The organism is Ruegeria sp. AM9, from assembly GCF_056540565.1.
Genome location: NZ_JBQFWY010000001.1, coordinates 556081 through 576183 on the forward strand (window position 1 = coordinate 556081; position 20103 = coordinate 576183).

Annotated in this window: 18 protein-coding genes; 9 read left to right on the forward strand and 9 right to left on the reverse strand. The window is 61.3% G+C overall.

Features of this window, described 5'->3' with window-relative positions:
• Window positions 1-86: 86 nt before the first annotated feature.
• The 4 genes from glmU to ACR0DO_RS02840 are packed head-to-tail and all read left to right on the forward strand — an operon-like array spanning window position 87 to window position 4497.
• On the forward strand, window positions 87-1439 hold the full coding sequence (gene glmU / locus ACR0DO_RS02825; protein WP_480556582.1) for a bifunctional UDP-N-acetylglucosamine diphosphorylase/glucosamine-1-phosphate N-acetyltransferase GlmU: 1353 nt from the start codon (window positions 87-89) through the stop codon (window positions 1437-1439).
• A gap of 3 nt (window positions 1440-1442) precedes the next feature.
• Entirely contained in the window at window positions 1443-3263 is a 1821-nt protein-coding gene (gene glmS, locus ACR0DO_RS02830) for a glutamine--fructose-6-phosphate transaminase (isomerizing) (RefSeq protein WP_170441312.1), read from the forward strand.
• A 3-nt stretch (window positions 3264-3266) separates the two neighbouring features.
• Window positions 3267-3806: a pyridoxamine 5'-phosphate oxidase family protein gene (locus tag ACR0DO_RS02835; protein ID WP_170441309.1), complete on the forward strand. Its 540-nt coding sequence runs from the start codon at window positions 3267-3269 to the stop codon at window positions 3804-3806.
• A 4-nt stretch (window positions 3807-3810) separates the two neighbouring features.
• The gene (locus ACR0DO_RS02840) at window positions 3811-4497 is read left to right on the forward strand and encodes a DNA alkylation repair protein (protein WP_480556585.1); all 687 of its coding nucleotides are present in this window, start codon (window positions 3811-3813) and stop codon (window positions 4495-4497) included.
• Here ACR0DO_RS02840 and ACR0DO_RS02845 read toward each other — a convergent pair.
• Window positions 4485-4850: a hypothetical protein gene (locus tag ACR0DO_RS02845; protein WP_480556587.1), complete on the reverse strand. Its 366-nt coding sequence runs from the start codon at window positions 4848-4850 to the stop codon at window positions 4485-4487. The genes ACR0DO_RS02840 and ACR0DO_RS02845 overlap by 13 nt on opposite strands.
• A 141-nt stretch (window positions 4851-4991) precedes the next feature.
• Here ACR0DO_RS02845 and moaA point away from each other — a divergent pair, with 141 nt between their 5' ends.
• Window positions 4992-5999 (forward strand): GTP 3',8-cyclase MoaA, encoded by a 1008-nt coding sequence (moaA, locus tag ACR0DO_RS02850; protein WP_480556589.1) that lies wholly within the window; start codon window positions 4992-4994, stop codon window positions 5997-5999.
• A gap of 1 nt (window position 6000) precedes the next feature.
• Window positions 6001-7323 carry a 3-deoxy-D-manno-octulosonic acid transferase gene (locus tag ACR0DO_RS02855; RefSeq protein ID WP_480556591.1) on the forward strand — a complete coding sequence of 441 codons (1323 nt, stop codon included), beginning with the start codon at window positions 6001-6003 and terminating at the stop codon, window positions 7321-7323.
• A 42-nt stretch (window positions 7324-7365) separates the two neighbouring features.
• Here ACR0DO_RS02855 and ACR0DO_RS02860 read toward each other — a convergent pair whose 3' ends face one another.
• From ACR0DO_RS02860 to ACR0DO_RS02890, 7 genes are all read right to left on the reverse strand, one after another.
• The gene (locus ACR0DO_RS02860; RefSeq protein ID WP_480556593.1) at window positions 7366-8529 is read right to left on the reverse strand and encodes a M20 aminoacylase family protein; all 1164 of its coding nucleotides are present in this window, start codon (window positions 8527-8529) and stop codon (window positions 7366-7368) included.
• A gap of 55 nt (window positions 8530-8584) precedes the next feature.
• Complete coding sequence (locus ACR0DO_RS02865) at window positions 8585-9727, reverse strand: MFS transporter (protein WP_480556595.1); 1143 nt, start codon at window positions 9725-9727, stop codon at window positions 8585-8587.
• Between the two features lie 69 nt (window positions 9728-9796).
• Window positions 9797-11074, reverse strand: coding sequence for a DUF3422 family protein (locus ACR0DO_RS02870; protein WP_480556597.1), 1278 nt, complete (start codon window positions 11072-11074; stop codon window positions 9797-9799).
• Window positions 11075-11181: 107 nt separating this feature from the next.
• Complete coding sequence (locus tag ACR0DO_RS02875; RefSeq protein WP_480556599.1) at window positions 11182-11538, reverse strand: VOC family protein; 357 nt, start codon at window positions 11536-11538, stop codon at window positions 11182-11184.
• Between the two features lie 178 nt (window positions 11539-11716).
• Window positions 11717-13171 (reverse strand): NAD(P)(+) transhydrogenase (Re/Si-specific) subunit beta, encoded by a 1455-nt coding sequence (locus ACR0DO_RS02880; protein WP_480556601.1) that lies wholly within the window; start codon window positions 13169-13171, stop codon window positions 11717-11719.
• A gap of 13 nt (window positions 13172-13184) precedes the next feature.
• Window positions 13185-14756: a Re/Si-specific NAD(P)(+) transhydrogenase subunit alpha gene (locus ACR0DO_RS02885; protein WP_480556603.1), complete on the reverse strand. Its 1572-nt coding sequence runs from the start codon at window positions 14754-14756 to the stop codon at window positions 13185-13187.
• A 129-nt stretch (window positions 14757-14885) separates the two neighbouring features.
• On the reverse strand, window positions 14886-15335 hold the full coding sequence (locus ACR0DO_RS02890) for a methyltransferase family protein (protein WP_170441286.1): 450 nt from the start codon (window positions 15333-15335) through the stop codon (window positions 14886-14888).
• Between the two features lie 172 nt (window positions 15336-15507).
• Here ACR0DO_RS02890 and kynU point away from each other — a divergent pair, with 172 nt between their 5' ends.
• Window positions 15508-16701, forward strand: coding sequence for a kynureninase (kynU, locus tag ACR0DO_RS02895; RefSeq protein WP_480556605.1), 1194 nt, complete (start codon window positions 15508-15510; stop codon window positions 16699-16701).
• Here the strand turns inward: kynU and ACR0DO_RS02900 are convergent.
• Window positions 16694-17272 carry a TetR/AcrR family transcriptional regulator gene (locus ACR0DO_RS02900; protein ID WP_480556607.1) on the reverse strand — a complete coding sequence of 193 codons (579 nt, stop codon included), beginning with the start codon at window positions 17270-17272 and terminating at the stop codon, window positions 16694-16696. The genes kynU and ACR0DO_RS02900 overlap by 8 nt on opposite strands.
• Before the next feature lie 100 nt (window positions 17273-17372).
• On the opposite strand from ACR0DO_RS02900, the gene ACR0DO_RS02905 reads away from it, so the two are divergent.
• Together ACR0DO_RS02905 and ACR0DO_RS02910 are read left to right on the forward strand one after the other, a co-directional pair.
• On the forward strand, window positions 17373-17837 hold the full coding sequence (locus tag ACR0DO_RS02905; RefSeq protein ID WP_480556609.1) for a (2Fe-2S)-binding protein: 465 nt from the start codon (window positions 17373-17375) through the stop codon (window positions 17835-17837).
• A 3-nt stretch (window positions 17838-17840) separates the two neighbouring features.
• On the forward strand, window positions 17841-20081 hold the full coding sequence (locus ACR0DO_RS02910; protein WP_480556611.1) for a xanthine dehydrogenase family protein molybdopterin-binding subunit: 2241 nt from the start codon (window positions 17841-17843) through the stop codon (window positions 20079-20081).
• Window positions 20082-20103 lie beyond the last annotated feature (22 nt).

The window sequence follows — 20103 nt, forward strand, 5'->3', positions numbered from 1 at the left end:
AATCTTGTTTGATGGCTGAACCGCTTGCGCCTTTGACCTCAGCGGATAAAACGGACGGCAACAAAACACAAAGAGAAATCGATTTCATGAGCACTGCCCTTGTCATCCTTGCCGCCGGAAAAGGCACCAGGATGTATTCGGATATCCCCAAAGTTCTGCACCCCATCGCCCAAGTCCCGATGCTGGTCCACGCCATGCGCGCCGGTGCAGTGCTTTCGCCCGAGCGCACCGTGATCGTCACCGGCCATGGAGCCGAGGCCGTGGCAAAGGTCGCCGCGAACGAGGACGACACCGCGCAGATCGCCGTACAGGAAGAACAATTGGGTACCGCCCATGCCGTCGCACAAGCCCGCGACGCACTGAAGGGATTCGAAGGCGATGTGGTGGTCCTGTACGGCGACACCCCGTTTTTGCAGCCCGACACGCTGGAACGCATGATCGCGGCCCGGGCGGAAAACGATCTGGTCATTCTGGGGTTCGAGGCTGCCGATCCCGCGCGTTATGGCCGTCTGGTGATGAATGGCGACAGCCTGGAACGGATCGTCGAATTCAAAGACGCCTCGGATCAGGAACGCGCCATAACCTTGTGTAACTCGGGCCTTTTGGCGTGTGACGCTGAGACACTGTTTTCCCTGATCGACGCGGTGGGCAATGACAACGCAGCAGGTGAATACTACCTGCCCGACGTGGTTGAAATTGCCCGCAATCGCGATCTGAAGGTCACGGCCGTCGCCTGTGATGAGGCGCAGACGCTGGGCGTGAACTCGCGCGTTGATCTGGCCGCTGCGGATGCTGTGTTTCAGGCCAATGCCCGTACCGCCCTGTTGGAATTGGGCGTCACACTGATGGCCCCCGAAACCGTCTATCTGGCCGCCGACACCATCATCGGCCGCGATACGGTGATCGAACCAAACGTGGTCTTCGGCCCCGGAGTCACCGTCGAAAGCGGTGCAACGATCCGGGCGTTTTCGCATCTGGAAGGCTGCCATGTCAGCCGTGGCGCCGTCGTCGGCCCCTATGCCCGCCTGCGCCCCGGCGCGGAACTGGCCGAGAACACCCGCATCGGCAATTTTGTCGAGATCAAGAACGCTGAAATCGCGGAAGGCGCCAAGGTCAATCATCTCAGCTATATCGGCGACGCCTCGGTTGGGGCGGCAACCAATATCGGCGCAGGCACGATCACCTGCAACTATGACGGCGTGATGAAGCACCGCACCACGATTGGCGAGAATGTCTTTATCGGCTCGAACACCATGCTGGTTGCACCGGTCACGCTGGGGGACGGCGCGATGACGGCAACTGGAACCGTTGTAACTCGTGACGTGGAACCCGACGCGCTGGCCGTGGCCCGTGCCAAGCAGGACAACAAGCCGGGCTACGCACTTAAATTGTTTGACATGTTGAAGGCGAAGAAGGCTCGCCGCGACAAAGGAGCCTGATCCATGTGTGGAATCGTAGGTGTTCTGGGCGAACACGAAGCCGCCCCCATTCTGGTCGAAGCCCTGAAACGGTTGGAATACCGCGGCTATGACAGTGCGGGTATTGCCACGGTCAATAACGGCGCGCTTGGGCGCCGCCGGGCGGTGGGTAAGCTGGTCAACCTCAGCGATCTGCTGGTGCATGACCCGCTGCCGGGCAAATCCGGCATCGGGCATACCCGCTGGGCCACGCACGGCGCGCCCTCGGTTACCAACGCACACCCCCACAAGGCCGGTCCGGTCGCCGTGGTACATAACGGCATCGTCGAAAACTACCGCGAGCTACGAGCGGAACTGGCCGAACATGGCGTGGATTTCGTGACCGAGACCGACACCGAAACCGTGGCTCTGATGGCCGAGCATTACCTGAACACCGGCCTGCCCCCGGTTGAGGCCGCATTCAAGACCATCAACCGCCTTAAGGGCGCTTTTGCGCTGGCCTTCCTGTTCGACGGACAGGACGACCTGATTGTTGCGGCCCGCAAGGGCTCACCCCTGGCCATCGGGCATGGAGTTGGTGAGATGTTCGTGGGCTCGGACGCAATTGCACTGGCACCGCTGACCGACCGCATCACCTATCTTGAGGAAGGCGACCGCGCGGTCCTGACCCGCACCTCGCTTGAGATCCGCAACGAGGCCGGAGAGCTGGCGAACCGCGAAACCCGCCAGATCAAGCTGGATCAGACGCGGGCCGACAAGGCCGGCCACAAACACTTTATGGCCAAGGAAATCGCCGAGCAACCCGTGGTGGTGGCCGAAGCGATCCGGTCATACCTGCCCACCGGCGGGAATGAGGTCGTTCTGCCGGGTGATCTGGACTTCACCAAGCTCGACCGTCTGACCATGGTGGCCTGCGGCACCGCCTTCTATGCCTGTCTGACCGCGAAATACTGGTTTGAACAACTGGCCAAGATGCCGGTCGAGGTCGATATCGCCAGCGAGTTCCGCTATCGCGAACCGCCGATCCCGGGTCGGACTGCGGCGCTGTTCGTCAGCCAGTCGGGGGAAACCGCCGACACGCTGGCCGCGCTGCGCTATTGCGAGGGCAAGGCCGACAAGATCGTGTCGGTGGTCAATGTTCCCGAAAGCTCGATCGCGCGGGAAAGCGATCTTGCCCTGCCCATCCACGCGGGGGTCGAGATCGGTGTGGCCTCGACCAAGGCGTTCACCTGTCAGCTCAGCGTGTTGCTGATGCTGGCGCTGAAGGCCGCTGCGGACCGGGGAACGCTGAGCGACGAGGAACTGGCCGATCACGCCGCCGCACTGCGCGGGCTGCCGACGGCGCTCAACACCGCGCTGGATCAGAACCAGGCCATCAGGAAATCTGCCCAGCGCCTGTCCGAGGCGCGTGACGTGCTGTTTCTGGGCCGCGGCCTGATGTATCCGCTGGCGATGGAAGGCGCGCTGAAACTCAAGGAAATCAGCTACATCCACGCCGAAGGTTATGCGTCGGGTGAACTGAAACACGGCCCCATCGCCCTGATCGACAAACACATGCCGGTGGTCGTCATGGCCCCGCGCGATGCGGTGTTCGACAAGACCGTTTCGAACATGCAGGAAGTCATGGCGCGCAAGGGCAAGGTCATTCTGGTCTCGGACGATGACGGCATTGCCGAGGCCAAGGACGGCGTCTGGAGCACCATTCGCATGCCCCACATCCACACCAGCCTCGCCCCGATCCTGTATTCAGTTCCGGCGCAGCTGCTGGCCTATCATACAGCGGTGGCAAAAGGCACGGACGTGGACCAGCCGCGCAATCTGGCGAAATCCGTCACGGTGGAGTGAAACATGGCCAAAAAATTTCCGGAGCTGGACGACGCCCAGCAGAAGTTCATCGCAGATCAGCACCTCTTTTTCGTCGGCACCGCTGCGCCTGACGGGCGGGTGAATATCTCGCCCAAGGGGATGGACTCGCTGCGCGTTCTGGGGCCGAACCGGATTGTCTGGATGAACCTGACAGGCAGCGGCAATGAAACCGCCGGGCATTTGCTGGAAACCAATCGCATGACGCTGATGTGGTGTTCCTTCACCACCCGCCCTCTGATCCTGCGCACCTATGGGACCGCGCGCACCTTGCATGTAGGCGACGCTGGCTGGGACGAACTGGCCGGCCTGTTCCCCGATCACCGCAGCGCGCGGCAGATTTATGATCTCGATATCGATCTGGTCCAGACCTCCTGCGGCTATGCGGTGCCGTTCATGGAGTATCAGTCCGACCGGGACACCATGCAGAAATGGGTGGACGGCAAGTCCGACGACGACATCCGCGCCTATTGGGTGGAAAAGAACCAGCAGACCATCGACGGCAAACCAACCCGCGCCGACTAATCTGATGCTGGACACCTATCTGGATCAGATCAAAGCCCATGCGGATGCCGAACGCGCCGAGCAGATGGCGGCCTATCACAAGGCTGACCGCCCTTACCTTGGCGTCGGAAACCCGGTGCTGAATGACCTGACCAAAGCCTGGCGTCAGGAACTGGACGTGCCTGCGCGCGTCGAACTGGCAGATGCGCTCTGGCAGACCAACATCCACGAAGGCCGTCTGGCCGCCGCCAAACTGCTAACACAGGCGCGCATTCGCCCAGATGAGGCGGTTTGGGATCTATTGCAAAGCTGGCTGCCCGATTTCGACGCCTGGGCTGTGGCCGATCACGCCTGCATGGCCATACAGAAACGTCTGTCAGCCGATCCGTCCCGGCTGGATCAGGTCGAACACTGGACGACGTCCGACCATATGTGGACGCGGCGCGCGGCACTGGTGGCCACGCTGCCCTGGACCAAACAGAACTACCCCAAACCCGACGATCTGGCGCGGCGAGACCGTATCCTCGGTTGGGCGGCGGGCTATGTGCCCGACCGCGATTGGTTTATCCAGAAGGTCATTGCATGGTGGCTGCGTGAACTGTCGAAACACGACCCGGATCGCGTGGTCGCCTTTCTGGCCTCACATGGCGAGGCAATGAAACCCTTTGCCCGCCGCGAGGCCGGAAAGTTTCTGAAAGATCAGTTGGAATAGACCTCAAGTTCAACCAACTCGTCGAACGGCAACAACAAGGCTCGCATTGCATCCAACGACAATCGGCTTCCGCCACCCTCGGGCCCTGGTGCGGGAACCAGAGTGATATAGGCCTGCGACCCGGTTTTCGGCACAACCACGCGACCGGTGAATTCGGTATCAACCAGCGGCGTCTGCAGCCAACGGCCCGGCGTCGTCGGGTCGCCCAGCCCGGCAATGGTGGTCTTTGCCCCGACCCAACCCGCGGCAGTGGCGGGTAAGGGCTCCGGCTCAACCGGCGTTTCGGCCACAACCTCTTCTGCTTCGGCAGGCTTTTCGTCGCCCCCGAAAACGCGGTCTGTCGTCGACCGCACGGTGTCGCATCCTGCAACCAGAACGCACAAAGTCAAAAGCGTATACCTCATGCCGACAACCTACCGCCCTGCGCGCATCTGTACCAGCGCAAAGGAAACTTCGCCCTTGTCGCAGGCATGCCCCGGCTTTACCTATGTCGCATGACTGCGCCTCTCATCGACCCGTTCGCCCGTGCGATCACCTATCTCCGCGTCTCCGTCACGGACCGCTGCGATTTCCGCTGCGTGTACTGCATGTCCGAGGACATGAAATTCCTGCCGAAGAAAGACCTGCTGACGCTGGAAGAGCTGGACCGCATGTGCACCACCTTCGTGAAGATGGGGGTCGAGAAACTACGCATCACCGGTGGCGAACCGCTTGTGCGCCGCAATATCATGACATTTTTCAACAGCATGACCCGCCATCTGGACAGCGGCGCGTTGAAAGAGCTGACGCTGACCACCAATGGGTCTCAGTTGCATCGCTTTGCCGATGACCTTTATGCGGCGGGCGTGCGGCGGGTGAATATCTCGCTGGACACGCTGGACGAGGACAAGTTTGCCCAGATCACCCGCTGGGGCCGCCTGAAACAGGTGCTGAACGGCATCGACGCGGCGCAAAAGGCCGGACTGCGGATCAAGATCAACGCGGTGGCCCTGAAAGGCTTCAACGAAGAAGAACTGCCCACAATCACGAAATGGTGTGCCGAGCGCGACATGGACCTGACCTGGATCGAGGTTATGCCCATGGGCGACATCGGAAACGAGGATCGGCTGGACCAGTACTGGTCGCTGAAGGACGTGCGCAAGGAATATGAAAACCACTATTCGGTGACCGATCTGGCCGAACGGACCGGTGGGCCTGCGCGCTATGTACGGCTGGAGGAGACCGGGCAAAAGATCGGCTTTATCACGCCGCTGTCGCATAACTTCTGCGAAAGCTGTAACCGCGTGCGCCTGACCTGCACCGGTGAGCTTTTCATGTGCCTCGGCCAAGAGGACATGGCCGACCTGCGCGGCGCCCTGCGCGACCACCCCGACACCGAGCAACCGCTCGAGGATGCGATCCGCGCGGCGATCAACCTCAAGCCAAAGGGTCACGATTTCGACTATTCCCGTCAGGCGGTAGACGGCCAGATGAGCCGTCACATGAGCCACACGGGCGGCTGACATGCCGGATCAACCGGGTCGGCCGACGCTGCTGTATCACCTGTATTGCGGCCTGACCTCAGTTGCAGGCCCTCTGGTCTGGCGTACGGTGCGGAAAAAGCTGCAGGCGGCCGACGTTCCCGTAATCCGCCAACAAGAACGTCTGGGCCATGCCGGTCAGCTCCGCCCCGACGGGCGCCTGATCTGGTTCCACGCGGCCAGCGTCGGTGAAACCCTGTCGGTGATCAGCCTGATCAAACGGCTGGGCGAGCGTCTACCCGATGCCGCGTTTCTGATCACCTCGGGCACCCCCACCTCAGCTGCGCTGATCGAGAAACGCATGCCACCACGCACGCGCCACCAATACCCACCCCTCGACATACCCGGCCCCGTCCGACGTTTTCTGGATCACTGGCGCCCCGACGCCGGTATCTTTGTCGAAAGCGAAATCTGGCCCCACCTGATTGTCGAAGGCGCGGCCCGTGGCATCCCTCTGGCGCTGCTCAACGCCCGCCTGTCGGATAAATCCGTCAAAGGCTGGAAAAAACGCCCCGACACGGCACGCTTCATTCTCGACCACTTCCGCCTGTTCCTGACGCAGAACGACAAGACGGCGGCAAACCTGATCGACATGGGCGCACGCGCGGAACGCGTACAGCCCGGTACGAACCTCAAGGCGATGTCCGACCCGCTGCCCGTGGACCAAACCACGCTGTCCGACATTCGCACCCAGATTGGAAACCGCCCTGTCTGGATTGCCAGTTCCACCCATGCGGGCGAAGAGGAAATCGTTCTGGCCGCCCATGCGGCGCTGCTCGAACGCTGGCCCGATCTGCTTTTGTTGCTGATCCCCCGCCACCCCGAGCGCCGCAACGACGTCGCCGCGTTGATCGAACAAGCTGGACAAAACGCAGCGTTCCGGTCAGCCGGAGATCAGATCACCGAGGAAACACAAATCTACGTGGCGGACACTCTGGGTGAGACCGGCACATGGTACGCCCTCTGCCCCATCGTGTTTCTGGGCGGGTCGCTGAAACAGATCGGCGGCCACAACCCGTTCGAACCCGCACAGGCCGGAGCCGCCGTGATCACCGGTCCGGGCTATTTCAACTTTGCCGAAACCTTTGCCCCGCTGATCGCAACAGGTGGAGCGCTGCAAGTCCAATCCGCCACCGACCTGGCCGCAGCCGTCGCAACCTGGCTGTCGGATCAAAACGCCCTGGATACGGCGCGCGAGGCTGCAAAATCCTGTGTGAACACCCAAAAAACCGCGCTGGATGCCATCGTCGAAACGCTCTGCACCCAACTCAGCCTGTCTGACCGGGATCCATCTTCATCTGTCTAAAAATATCTCGGGGGTGCGGGGGCAGAGCCCCCGCGCTGACCCTCAAGCCGCAGGCATCCGCTGTTCCACGATTCCGGCCCACCAACTGCACCCGGCAGGGATGGCCTCATCATTGAAATTGTATTCGGGATGGTGCACCGCCGCCGTATCGCCATTGCCGACCAGAATATACGCCCCCGGACGTTCCTCGAGCATGAAGGCAAAATCCTCGCCGCCCATGATCAACGGCGCCTCGTCACAGTTGCCGGAAATGGATCGTGCGACATCTGCGGCGAAACCGGTCTGCTCGTCGCTGTTCACCATCACCGGATAGCCCCGGTAATACGTCACTTCGGCGACCCCGCCAAAGGTCGCGGCCACACCGCTGCAGATTTCTTTTATACGTTTCTCTGCCATATCCCGCATCTCCGAACTCATCGTGCGAACGGTCCCTTTCAATTGAACCGTCTGCGGGATCACGTTGAAGGCCGTGGACGAAGTCTCAAATGATGTCACCGAAACCACCACCTGATCCACCGGATCGGCATTGCGCGCGGCGACCGTCTGCAAAGCCAGCACCGCCTGCGCGGCCATCACAGTGGAATCGATCGTCTCATGTGGTTTGGCGGCGTGCCCGCCCTTGCCTTCGAATGTGATGTCGAACTGATCGGTGGCGGCAAAAAACGCGCCAGGACGAATGGCAAAGCTGCCCACGGGGCGGCCGGGCCAATTGTGCATCCCGTAAACCTCCTGAATGCCCCAGCGGTCCATCATACCGTCTTCGCACATCTCGCGGCCGCCGCCGCCGCCCTCTTCCGCCGGCTGAAAGATCACAACAACAGTGCCGTCGAAGTTCCGGGTTTCCGACAGGTATTTCGCCGCCCCCAGCAACATCGCCGTGTGTCCATCATGGCCACAAGCGTGCATCGCCCCCTCGGTTTTGGAGGCATAGTCCAGCCCCGTTGCCTCAAGGATGGGCAGCGCATCCATATCCGCCCGCAGGCCGATGACCTTGCCGCTGGTATCGACCTTCCCCTTGATGACACCGACAACCCCTGTGCGGCCAATGCCGGTCACGACCTCATCACAGCCGAACTCTTTCAGCTTGTCCGCGACTAGGGCGCTGGTGCGATGGGTTTCAAACAGGATCTCGGGATGTTCATGAATGTCGCGGCGCCATTCTGTGATTTCCCCCTGCAGTTCGGCAAAGCGGTTCTTGATCGGCATGGTCATCTCCCATCTTGTTTTTTTGACCGGGGTACATCCCGGTTTAATCGTGGCGTCAATCCAAAGGCGCAGGCCGCAGCGCGCCGGACAACAGGGCAATCAGAACGGCCAAAGGCAGCAAGGCCGTGAACGCCAGTCGTAATGTAAGCATCTCGGCCAGAAACCCAATAAGCGGCGGGCCAATCAACAGCCCTCCGTAGCCGAGCGTCGCCACACTTGCGATGGCCTGCCCCGGTGGGACGTGCGGATCATTGGCGGCCCGGCTGAAGGCCAACGGCATGATCACGGCATATCCAGCACCCATCAAGGCAAAGCCTGCCAGCGCCAACCCAGCCTCGCCTGCCGAGACAACACCCAGCACGCCGAACGCCGCGCAAACGCCGCCGAAACGGGCAGTAGCAACGGGGCCAAAGCGCGCAATTACAAAGCCGCCGGCCAACCGGACAGCGACCATTGTCACCGAAAATACGGCGTAGCCAAGGGCTGCGATGCTCTCGGTTGCTCCGGTCACGTCGCGCAGGAATATCGCGCTCCAGTCCGCTACGGCACCTTCGCCCAATGCACCGCACAGAGCGGTGAAACCCACGAAGATCAGCGCGCCCGAGGGTAATGCAAAAACCGCCCCTCCATGCGCCGCGGCCTTGCGGGACGACCAGCGCACCCAGGACAAAGCCAGTGCCAGGGCCACAACGACACCACCGACCAGCAAGAAGTGCTGCATCACCGTCAGCCCCATCTGCACTGCCCCATACCCACTGAGCGCGCCCAGCCCGGCCCCAAGGCTCCACATCGCGTGGAACGAGGACATGACAGGCTTGCGATAGGCCTGTTCCACCTCGGCCGCCCAGGCGTTCATCGCCACATCCATCGAGCCATGGAAGGCCCCGAACACAAACAGGAACGCCGCCAGCGTCCAGAAACCACCCGCCATGGCCAGCAGGATCAGTGACAGGGTGTAGAGAACCGCGACAATCCGCGTCAGGGCCACCGCTCCGAACCTGTCGGTCAATCGCCCGGTCACCGGAAAGGAACACACCGCCCCCGCCGCCATGAACAAAAGGCCATAGCCCAGCGCCTCATGCGTCAGGTCGAGCCGATCGCGCACGGCGGGGATACGAGACGCCCAGATGCCGAACAGCGCACCGTTGAGGATGAACATGGCAGCCACGGCCCGCCACGCGGCCACAAGTCCGATCACCGGGTTTCCTTCGCAGACAGCGTCACTCGCCCCTGTTCTACAGGCTGAGGGCGGATTGGCAAATGCCGTTCATTCCAGCCGCTTGCGAACCTGCCGGATAAAGAACCAGACCGCCAGCACCACCGGGATCGTCACCGCCGCCGTCAGCATCCCCTTGCTCATCCCCGCCTTGGTCAACGGGTACAGCACATAGCTGACCAGCGAGACGGCGTAGTAGCTGATGGCCACGACCGAGAGCCCCTCGACCGTGTGCTGCAGCCGCAGGGCCAGATCGGCGCGGCGATCCATGCTTTCCAACAGCGCCTGATTTTGCGCGCTGCGCTCCACATCGACCCGCGTGCGCAACAGTTCTCCGGCCCGAATGGCCCGGTCGGACAGCGCCTGCAAACGACGTTCCGTGGACTTCACGGTGCGTATTGCAGGGTCGTAGCGACGCATCATGAAATCGGCAAAGCTCTGACGGCCCTCGAACCGCTCTTCCCGCAGAACTTCAATCCGCTGGTTCACGATCGCCTCATAAGCGCCCGTTGCCCCGAACCGGAACGAACACTGGGCCGAAAGGGTCTCAAGCTCGGTCGAGGTAGACAGCAGATCAGGCAGCAATTCGTCGGGATGGGCCGAATTGTCGGTCATCTGCCCCATCAACCCGGTCAGCCTGCTGTCCAACTCGCCGATACGGGGCGTCAGTTGTTTGACCCGGGCGAAACCCAGCATCGACATCGCCTTGTAGGTCTCGATCTCACACAGGCGCTGGATGATACGACCGGTCCTGCGCCGCCCGGTGCCCTTGGTCACAAACAGCGCAAAGCGCATGTGACCAGCCGGGTCGATGCGGAAATCGCAGGCACAGATGGCAGCGTCGTCCAGCACCCGCGCCACGGCCAGGCTTTCGGGCTCGAACCAATCCGCCAGCGACGCCTGAACCGCGTCATCCTCCTTCCGTTCGACCACGCGGATCATAACCGAGGTCACCCGTTGGCCCGGGCTGGACATCAACCAATCAGGCGGGAAGACCTCGAAATCAGCGGGGTTAAAGGCGCGGTCACTGACGTTCTGCGTGATCGCGGTGTAGGTAACAAACTCAGTATGCTGTTCCCATTTCAACCAATGACGGCCAATCTGCCCCGCATAATGGGTGGCCTGAGGCTGCGGGTGCTGTGCGCCATGCCGATCCAATAGGTTGATCAGATGAGCCAAGTCCTCATCCCGATCCCGCGCTGCCGCAGCCTCGGGCTTTTTGATCGCAAGAAAAGCCACGGTGCACGGCGTTCCTGCGACCGGAAAAGGGCGCGCGTGCAGCTCATTGGCCAGCGCATAGCGCAGCGGATGGTCGTCGATGGGCGTCATACAGGGCTCCGTTTCATCCGGGCACTATACGGGACATCGGAAATACATCAATTCTCTTTTTATTTCATATACTTACATGGATACAGCGGTATACATATCCCGCTATGTCATTGATTTGGCTGCCACAGCTCGATCGGATTGCCCTCAGGATCATGAATGCGGGCAAACTTTCCGACATCGCTGTCCCACTCGGCACGGGTTTCAACCGTGATCCCAGCTGCTTGCAACTGCGTGATCATCGCAGCCATATCATCGACGCGAAAATTGATCATCCATTGCTGTTCGGCCCGCCCGAAATACTCGGTATCCTGCGCGAAAGGGGCAAACACCGTGTAGCCCTCGCGCTGCTTCCAGGGCACCGGATCGTAGTGATTGACGCCAAGGTGCTTTTCGTACCAGGCACTCAGGGCTTCGGGATCACGCGCGCGAAAGAACACGCCGCCTATTCCATTCACTTTCTGCATCACCGACCTCCCCGGGTTGCGTTTGCCAACAGTACCCCGCTTGCTTCATCTGGCCAAAAACATCTTGGGGGGCTGCCTGGGGTTCGAGCATCCGATGGCGGCGGGGCAAAGCCCCATTCCAAAGAAAAAAGAAAAGGGCGCCCGAAGGCGCCCTTTGCAATTTGGTTAACCCTGTTGATCAGTCGATCATCGGCAGCAGTTTGTCCAGCGACTGCTTGGCGTCGCCGTAGAACATGCGGGTGTTTTCCTTGAAGAACAGCGGGTTTTCGATGCCCGAATACCCTGTGCCCTGACCGCGTTTCGAAACAAACACCTGCTTGGCCTTCCAGCATTCCAGAACCGGCATGCCGGCGATGGGGCTGTTGGGGTCTTCTTGCGCTGCAGGGTTCACGATGTCATTCGAACCGATCACGATGGCCACATCCGTATCCGGGAAGTCGTCGTTGATCTCATCCATCTCAAGCACGATGTCATACGGCACCTTCGCCTCGGCCAGCAGCACGTTCATGTGACCTGGCAGACGACCCGCAACGGGGTGGATCGCAAAGCGCACCTCTTTGCCCTTGGCGCGCAGCTTACGGACCAGTTCGCTGACCGATTGCTGCGCCTGCGCCACCGCCATGCCGTAGCCGGGGATGATGATCACGCTGTCGGCGTCGTTCAGAGCCGCAGCAACACCATCGGCGTCGATGGCCACCTGCTCACCCTCAACGGCCATCTGCTCGCCCTGTGGGCCGCCAAAGCCGCCAAGGATCACGCTGACAAAGTGACGGTTCATCGCCTTACACATGATGTAGGACAGGATCGCACCCGACGAACCCACCAGCGCACCAACCACGATCAACAGGTCGTTGCCCAGCGAGAAGCCGATAGCGGCAGCCGCCCAGCCCGAGTAGCTGTTCAGCATCGACACAACCACCGGCATATCGGCACCGCCGATGCCCATGATCAGGTGATAGCCGATGAACAGCGCCGCCAGCGTCATCAGGAACAGTGGGAAGAAGCCGCCCGAAGCGGTGTACCAGATCAGACAGATCAGCGAGAGACCCGCCGCTGCCGCGTTCAGCGCATGACCGCCGGGCAGCTTGGTCGCCGCCGAGGTCACCTTGCCCGCCAACTTGCCATAGGCCACGACCGAGCCGGTAAAGGTGATCGCACCGATGAAGACGCCCAGGAACAGTTCGACATGCAGGATCGAGAGTTCCGCAGGGGTTTTCTTGGCAATCAGTTGGGCAAACCCTCCAAGACCGGAATACAGCACCTCTTTCGATGCATCCTCGACCGCCATCACTTCGGCGACGTTCAGAACTTCGAAATGCGCGTTGTAGCCAACAAACACAGCCGCCAGACCGACCAGCGAGTGCATCGCGGCCACCAACTGCGGCATCTCGGTCATCTGGACGCGCTGCGCCACATATTGACCGATAAAGCCACCGCCAGCGATCAGCAGCAGAGACAGCAGCCACAGGCCCGAACCCGGACCGACCAGCGTGGCAAAGACCGCCAGCGCCATACCGACGATGCCGTACCAGACCGCACGCTTGGCGCTTTCTTGGTTCGACAGACCGCCGAGTGAAAGGATGAACAGAACAGCCGCAACGACATAGGCGGCAGTAGTGAAGCCAAATTCCATGTGCCCGGCCTCCTTAAGATTTCTGGAACATGGCAAGCATGCGCCGGGTTACGAGGAAGCCGCCGAAGATGTTGATCCCGGCCATGAAGACGGACAGCGCCGCCAGCAGAATAACCAGGAACGAGCCCGATCCGATCTGCATCAGCGCCCCAACGATGATGATCGACGAGATCGCGTTGGTGATCGCCATCAACGGCGTGTGCAGGCTGTGCGAGACGTTCCAGATCACCTGGAAGCCCACAAAGATCGCCAGCACGAAGACGATGAAATGCTGCATGAAGCTGGCCGGAGCAACCAGCCCCACCAGCAACATCAGCGCACCGCCGACCCCCAGCAGCGTGAACTGCTGCTTGGTCTGCGCCTTGAAGGCCGCAATCTCCTGCGCCCGCTTCTCTTCCGGGGTCAGTTCCTTGACCTCGGCCTTGGGCTGCGCCGCAATCGCCTGCACCTTGGGCGGTGGCGGCGGGAAGGTGATCTCGCCCTCATGGGTCACGGTCGAGCCGCGGATCACGTCATCTTCCATGTCGTGGTTGATCTGGCCGTCCTTCTCGGGCGTCAGATCTGTCATCATGTGACGGATATTGGTCGCGTACAAAGAGGAAGACTGCGCCGCCATCCGGCTGGGGAAGTCGGTATAGCCGATGATGGTCACGCCATTGTCGGTCACGACCTTCTCGTCCGGCACGGTGCCTTCGACGTTACCGCCGCGTTCGGCAGCGAGATCAACGATGACCGAGCCCGGCTTCATCGCCTTGACCATATCCTCAAGCCACAGCTTCGGCGCCGGGCGGTTGGGGATCAGGGCGGTGGTGATCACGATGTCCATCTCGGGCGCCAGTTCGCGGAACTTGGCAAGCTGTGCCTCGCGGAATTCCTCGGACTGGACCGAGGCATAACCGCCGGTGGCCGCACCGTCCTGCTGTTCCTCTTCGAAGTCCAGATAGACGAACTCGGCCCCCATGGATTCGACCTGCTCGGCCACCTCCGGGCGCACGTCGAACGCGTAGGTGATTGCACCCAGCGAGGTCGACGTCCCGATGGCCGCCAGACCGGCCACACCCGCGCCAACAATCAGAACCTTCGCAGGCGGCACCTTGCCGGCCGCCGTGACCTGACCGGTGAAGAAACGGCCAAAGTTGTTGCCCGCCTCGATCACCGCGCGATAACCGGCGATATTGGCCATCGAAGACAGCGCGTCCATCTTCTGGGCGCGAGAAATACGCGGCACCATCTCCATCGCGATCACGTTGGCGCCTTTGGACTTGGCCAGTTCCATCCCTTCTTCATTCCCCGCCGGGTTGAAGAAGGAAATCAGCGTCTTGCCTTTGGTCAGACGCTTTAGCTCGGTCTCAGTCGGGATCCGAACTTTGGCGATGATGTCAGAGTTTTTCCACAGCGAAGCGGCGGTTTTTACGATCTCGACGCCTGCGGCCTCATAGGCCTCATCCGAAAAACCGGCAGCGGCACCCGCCCCTTTTTCGATGGCGCAGTCATAGCCCAGTTTCTGCAACTGCACAGCAGAATCCGGGGTCATCGCGACCCGGTTTTCACCGTCCAGTATTTCTTTTGGTGTGCCTATTTTCACTGGCAGTCCCCCTAATTCTCACTCGATCCGAGCGTGTGGTCGGTTATGTTTGTTAAGCAAACATGTATCTTGCGCAACATTGTTTCGCAAGCGCAGCAATCGTTACGTGGTGTCATGACCCTGGTCATTCTAAATCCACCGACGGGTCTTACGTTCATACCGGGCGAAGTCCGCGCGAAACGTACGGCGCAGGCGGTCTTCTTCGGGCAGTATAAAGCGGCGTTCCAGCACCCATACGAAGACAGGAACCAAAACCAGAGACAGCACCGCATCGAACCGCAGAACCAGACCGGCAAGGATCAGGACATCACCCACGTAGATCGGATTGCGGCTGCGGGTGTAGATGCCCGTTTGCACCAAAGACGAGGGCGTTTCATGCGGAATGACCGTTGTCTTGTGTCGGCGGAATTCGACAATTGCCAGAACCGCGAACAGGATACCGCCTCCGATCAGGATGCCGCTCAGCAGGTCTGTCAGGCCGCTGTCCAGAGACAGCCCCAGCGACAAATGGCGCGCCTGCAGCCAGGCCAGCACAGCAAACCCAACAAGCCAGACAGGCGGTATGTCGATCCGGCGCATGTTCATTCCCCGCAATTGACGATGCGTAAAGATGTGTCGCTTCTGAGCGCTTTCCTATCGCTTTCGGAACAGATTGGCAAAAGCTCAGTATGTCGCATCAATGGACAGGCAATTGCGGATCGGATAGGCCGAAGACAACTGCCGAACCGTGACACAAATTGATGAGCCTCAAATGACAGATTTTGCCGCGACCAAAGCCATGTTCGATCTGCCCGAGGGCGTCATTTACCTTGACGGCAACTCGCTGGGCCCGCTGCCGCGTGCCGCCAGCGATCGGGTGAATGACATGCTGGTCAACGAATGGGGTCAGATGCTGATCACCGGCTGGAACAAGGCCGGGTGGATGGCGCTGCCGACCGGGCTGGGCGACCGCATCGGTCGGTTGATCGGCGCCGAGCCCGGTACGGTCGTGACCGGCGACACGCTGTCGATCAAAGTGTATCAGGCCGTAGCCTCGGCCCTTGAACTGAGCCCGGACCGCAAGGTTGTGCTGTCGGACAGCGGCAACTTCCCCTCGGACCTGTATATGGTGGATGGCCTGTTGCGCTCGCTTGGGCCGGATTACGACTTGCGTGTTGTCGCGCCCGAGGACGTGGCCGCCCACATCACCGAAGACGTCGCCGTTCTGATGCTGACCGAGGTCGACTACCGCAGCGGACGGATGCACGACATGAAGGCGCTGACCGAACTGGCCCATGCCAATGGGGCGGTGACTGTGTGGGATCTGGCCCATTCGGCAGGTGCTATCCCGGTGGACCTGTCCGGTTGCAATGCCGATTTCGCGGTGGGCTGCACGTACAAGTACCTCAATGGCGGCCCCGGCGCGCCTGCCTTCATCTACGTCGCGCCTCGTGTGGCTGACCGTGTGCGCCCCGCCCTGTCCGGCTGGCTGGGGCATGAAGCCCCCTTTGCCTTTGATCTGGACTACCGCCCCGGCAGCGGAATCGAGAGGATGCGGGTCGGCACCCCTCCAATCATCCAGATGACCGCTTTGTCGGCAGCGATGGATATCTGGGACATGGCAGACATGGCGGATGTGCGCGCCAAGTCCATCGACCTGACCGAGCTGTTCATCGCCCGCGTCGAGGCCACCTGCCCCGAGCTGCAACTGGCCAGCCCGCGTGATCCGAACAAGCGCGGCAGTCAGGTCTCGTTCCGGTTTTCCGACGGATATGCCGCGATGCAGGCCCTGATCGCCCGCGGCGTGATCGGAGATTTCCGGTCACCCGATATCATGCGGTTCGGCTTCACGCCGCTTTACATCGACGAACAGGATGTGGAAGGTGCGGTCGAAATCCTGACCGACATCATGCAGAACCGTTTGTGGGATACCCCGGAGTACAAGGTACGGCAGCGGGTTACCTGACCTCAAGCCCCGCGCCGATCAGCGCCGCAACCTGCGCCACCTGCTGTTCATAGACCTCGGCCCCGGCCCCGATCAGCTTGAGCCCCTTGAGCGTGGCTGTGATCGTCCGGCCGGTCTCGGCCGCTTCGGCCAACAGGCGCACCCGTCCGGCTTGCGCCTGTTGCGTCAACCATTCGGCGTAAAGGCCCGCCATCCTAGCCTCTCCTTCCGAGATGACCTCGGCCGCCATGGATTTGGTATTGTCCAGCATCTCAAGCCCGTGAGGCGAGGCCAGTATCGCCGCCATCCCGGCAGTCTGCGCGCGTATCGCCCGTGTCAGGACATCCGGCACCGCCCCCGGAGTCGCCAGAGCCTCGGCCACTGCCGCGCTTTTCTCGGCATAGTAAACCTCGGTCAATTTGCTGACGATCGCCTCTTTGTTCTTGAAGTGCAGATACACGGCTGGCCGGGACACTCCCGCGCCACGCGCTATGTCATCCATCGAGGTTTTTCGAAATCCATAAGTAGCAAAGGCCTGAAAAGCGGAATTCAGGATCGCCTTTTGCCGTGAATCGTCAACTGTTTCCGTCATGCTTGAACTGGTGACATTTTTTGTTCATTTTGTCAATTGACACACTGACACTTTACGCCAATTATGTCACGGAACCAGCCACAGCTAGACGAGGTGCGCCATGGCGACCGCCCTGAAGATCAATGGAAAACAACATCAGGTTGACCTGCCCGATGACGTCCCCCTGCTTTGGGTATTGCGGGATGAGGTCGGCCTGACCGGAACCAAGTTTGGCTGCGGCGTGGCCGCCTGCGGAGCTTGCACCGTACATATCGATGGCGAGGCTGTGCGATCCTGCCAGGTGACGCTGTCGGATGTCTGGGGCGATGTAACCACGATCGAAGGCATCGGCTCGCCCGACGCGATGAACGCGCTGCAACAAGCCTGGGTCGATCATCAGGTGGCGCAGTGCGGCTACTGCCAGTCAGGCCAGATCATGCAGGCCGCTGCGCTGTTGGCGGAAAGCCCCGCCCCCTCGGACGCCGAAATTGACGAAGCCATGCAAGGTAACCTGTGCCGCTGTGGCACCTACCCCCGTATCCGCGCCGCGATCCATGACGCGGCTGGCAAACTGAAGGAGGCGTAACCGATGGCTTCTGTTGGAAAAATCCTGCGTCGCACCTTCCTGATAGGGTCCGCCGCGATTGTCGGCGGCGTAGCGTTCGGCGCCTATTACGTGGGCCGCCCCGCCGCAAACCCGCTGAAACCCGGCGAGGGTCAGGCGGCGCTAAGCCCGTTTGTTCTGATCGACCAGAACGGCGTGACCCTCTTCGCTCCCCGTGCCGAGATGGGACAGGGCGTCAAAACCACTTGGGCTGCGCTGATTGCCGAGGAACTGGACGTCGATCTGGACCAGATCACCGTCCTGCACGGCCCGGCGGCAGCGGCCTACTACAACTCGGCCCTGATGGGGGAAAGCCTGCCCAACAAGGGCTATGACATCTCGGACTTCCAGCACAATCTGGGCGAGGCGCTGGGTGTGCTTGGCAAGGCGCTGAGCCTTCAGGTCACCGGTGGATCGACCTCGATGAAAGACGGATTCGAGCGGATGCGCCAGGCCGGAGCTTCGGCCCGCGAGACGTTGAAACAGGCCGCGGCGGATCGGTTAGGCGTTGATCGCAGCGAACTGAAAACCGCCTCGGGCCACGTCATTGCCCCGAACGGGGACCAGATTCCCTATACCGAGCTGGCCATTGACGTTGCAAAGCTTGAGCCGATCGAAGCGCCTTTGCGTGGTCCGTCCGAGTGGCGCTATCTGGGCCAGACCCAGCCGCGTCTGGATATGGTCGAAAAGGTGACCGGGACGGCTGAATTTGGCGTCGATGTCCGCCTGCCGGGCATGAAATTTGCTGCCGTGCGCATGAACCCCAAACTGGGCGGTGCAATGAACGGTTTCGACGACAGCACTGCACAGTCCATGCCGGGGGTCGAGAAGATTGTCGATCTGGGCACCGGCGTTGCGGTGATCGCCAACAATACATGGCTGGCCAATCAGGCGGTTGAAGCCATCGACGTGGATTGGGGTGACGCCCCCTACCCGCCCGACACGGACGGTATCTTTGCCAAGATTGCCGACGCGTTCGACGAGGCCCCGAATTCGACCATGCGCGACGACGGCGATGTCGACGTGACGCCCGAGAGCGCGACCGAGATCACGGCAGAGTATCGCCTGCCCTATCTGGCTCACGCCACGATGGAGCCGATGAACGCCACCGCGCTTTATACCGGCGACGCGCTGGAACTGTGGTGCGGCAATCAGGCCCCGACCCTGATCCGCTTCCGTGTGGCGAACACTGCTGGCCTCGACACCGAAGCCGTTCAAATCCACACCACCTATCTGGGCGGCGGCTTTGGCCGACGCGGTGAGTTGGACTTTGGCGAGATCGCCACCAAGGTCGCCATGGCGATGCCCGGCACCCCGGTCCAGACCACGTGGAGCCGCGAAGAGGACATGCGCCATGACTACTTCCGCCCCGGCGCCATCGCCCGGATGCGCGGCGCGGTGCAGAACGGCAAGGCGGTTCTGATCGACGGCAAGGTGGCGGCGCAATCCTGCACCCAGCAGGCGGTGACGCGGTATACCGGAATGCCCGGCGCAGGTCCCGACAAAGTGCTGGTCGAAGGCTTTTTCAACCAACCCTACGCGGTGCCGAACTACCGGATGAGCGGTCACATCGCCAAGCTGGACGTCCCCGTGGGGTTCTGGCGCTCGGTCGGCAACAGCCATAACGGGTTCTTCCATGAAACCTTCATGGATGAGATGGCGCACGCCGCCGGTCAGGACCCGCTGGAATTCCGGTTGGACCTGATGAAATCCGAGCACGCGCCTTCGGCGGGCTGCCTGGAAGCTGTAAAGGAAATGTCGGGCTGGACAGGTCAGACACCAGATGGCGTCGGGCGCGGCGTGGCCTTCACCTACAGCTTCGGCACCCCGGTCGCTCAGGTGATCGAAGTGGTCGACGAAGACGGTACCATCCGCATCAACAAGGCGTGGATCGCCTGCGACATGGGGCTGGCTCTGGACCCCGAAAACGTCAAGGCGCAGATGTTCGGCGGCATGATGTACGGTCTGTCGGCAGCCTGCTACGGCGAGATCACCTTTGCCGAGGGCGAGGTCGAGCAATTCAACTTCCCCGACTATGACGCGCTGCGTATGCACACCGCGCCGCAGGTCGAAGTGCGTGTACTGGAAACAAACCGCCACATGGGTGGCGCGGGTGAGCCGGGTACACCACCGTCCATGCCTGCCCTTGGCAATGCTCTGTTCGACCTGACAGGGAAACGCGCCCGCACCCTACCGTTGGTCAACCAGTTCAACCTGCTGGTCTGATCACGCTGCGCCGGTCCGGTCC

Coding starts and splice junctions, on each gene's coding strand:
- glmU (WP_480556582.1), top strand. CDS start 87: ATGAGCACTGCCCTTGTCATCCTTGCCGCCGGAAAAGGCACCAGGATG.
- glmS (WP_170441312.1), top strand. CDS start 1,443: ATGTGTGGAATCGTAGGTGTTCTGGGCGAACACGAAGCCGCCCCCATT.
- ACR0DO_RS02835 (WP_170441309.1), top strand. CDS start 3,267: ATGGCCAAAAAATTTCCGGAGCTGGACGACGCCCAGCAGAAGTTCATC.
- ACR0DO_RS02840 (WP_480556585.1), top strand. CDS start 3,811: ATGCTGGACACCTATCTGGATCAGATCAAAGCCCATGCGGATGCCGAA.
- moaA (WP_480556589.1), top strand. CDS start 4,992: ATGACTGCGCCTCTCATCGACCCGTTCGCCCGTGCGATCACCTATCTC.
- ACR0DO_RS02855 (WP_480556591.1), top strand. CDS start 6,001: ATGCCGGATCAACCGGGTCGGCCGACGCTGCTGTATCACCTGTATTGC.
- ACR0DO_RS02860 (WP_480556593.1), bottom strand. CDS start 8,529: ATGCCGATCAAGAACCGCTTTGCCGAACTGCAGGGGGAAATCACAGAA.
- ACR0DO_RS02870 (WP_480556597.1), bottom strand. CDS start 11,074: ATGACGCCCATCGACGACCATCCGCTGCGCTATGCGCTGGCCAATGAG.
- ACR0DO_RS02875 (WP_480556599.1), bottom strand. CDS start 11,538: ATGCAGAAAGTGAATGGAATAGGCGGCGTGTTCTTTCGCGCGCGTGAT.
- ACR0DO_RS02880 (WP_480556601.1), bottom strand. CDS start 13,171: ATGGAATTTGGCTTCACTACTGCCGCCTATGTCGTTGCGGCTGTTCTG.
- ACR0DO_RS02890 (WP_170441286.1), bottom strand. CDS start 15,335: ATGCGCCGGATCGACATACCGCCTGTCTGGCTTGTTGGGTTTGCTGTG.
- kynU (WP_480556605.1), top strand. CDS start 15,508: ATGACAGATTTTGCCGCGACCAAAGCCATGTTCGATCTGCCCGAGGGC.
- ACR0DO_RS02900 (WP_480556607.1), bottom strand. CDS start 17,272: ATGACGGAAACAGTTGACGATTCACGGCAAAAGGCGATCCTGAATTCC.
- ACR0DO_RS02905 (WP_480556609.1), top strand. CDS start 17,373: ATGGCGACCGCCCTGAAGATCAATGGAAAACAACATCAGGTTGACCTG.
- ACR0DO_RS02910 (WP_480556611.1), top strand. CDS start 17,841: ATGGCTTCTGTTGGAAAAATCCTGCGTCGCACCTTCCTGATAGGGTCC.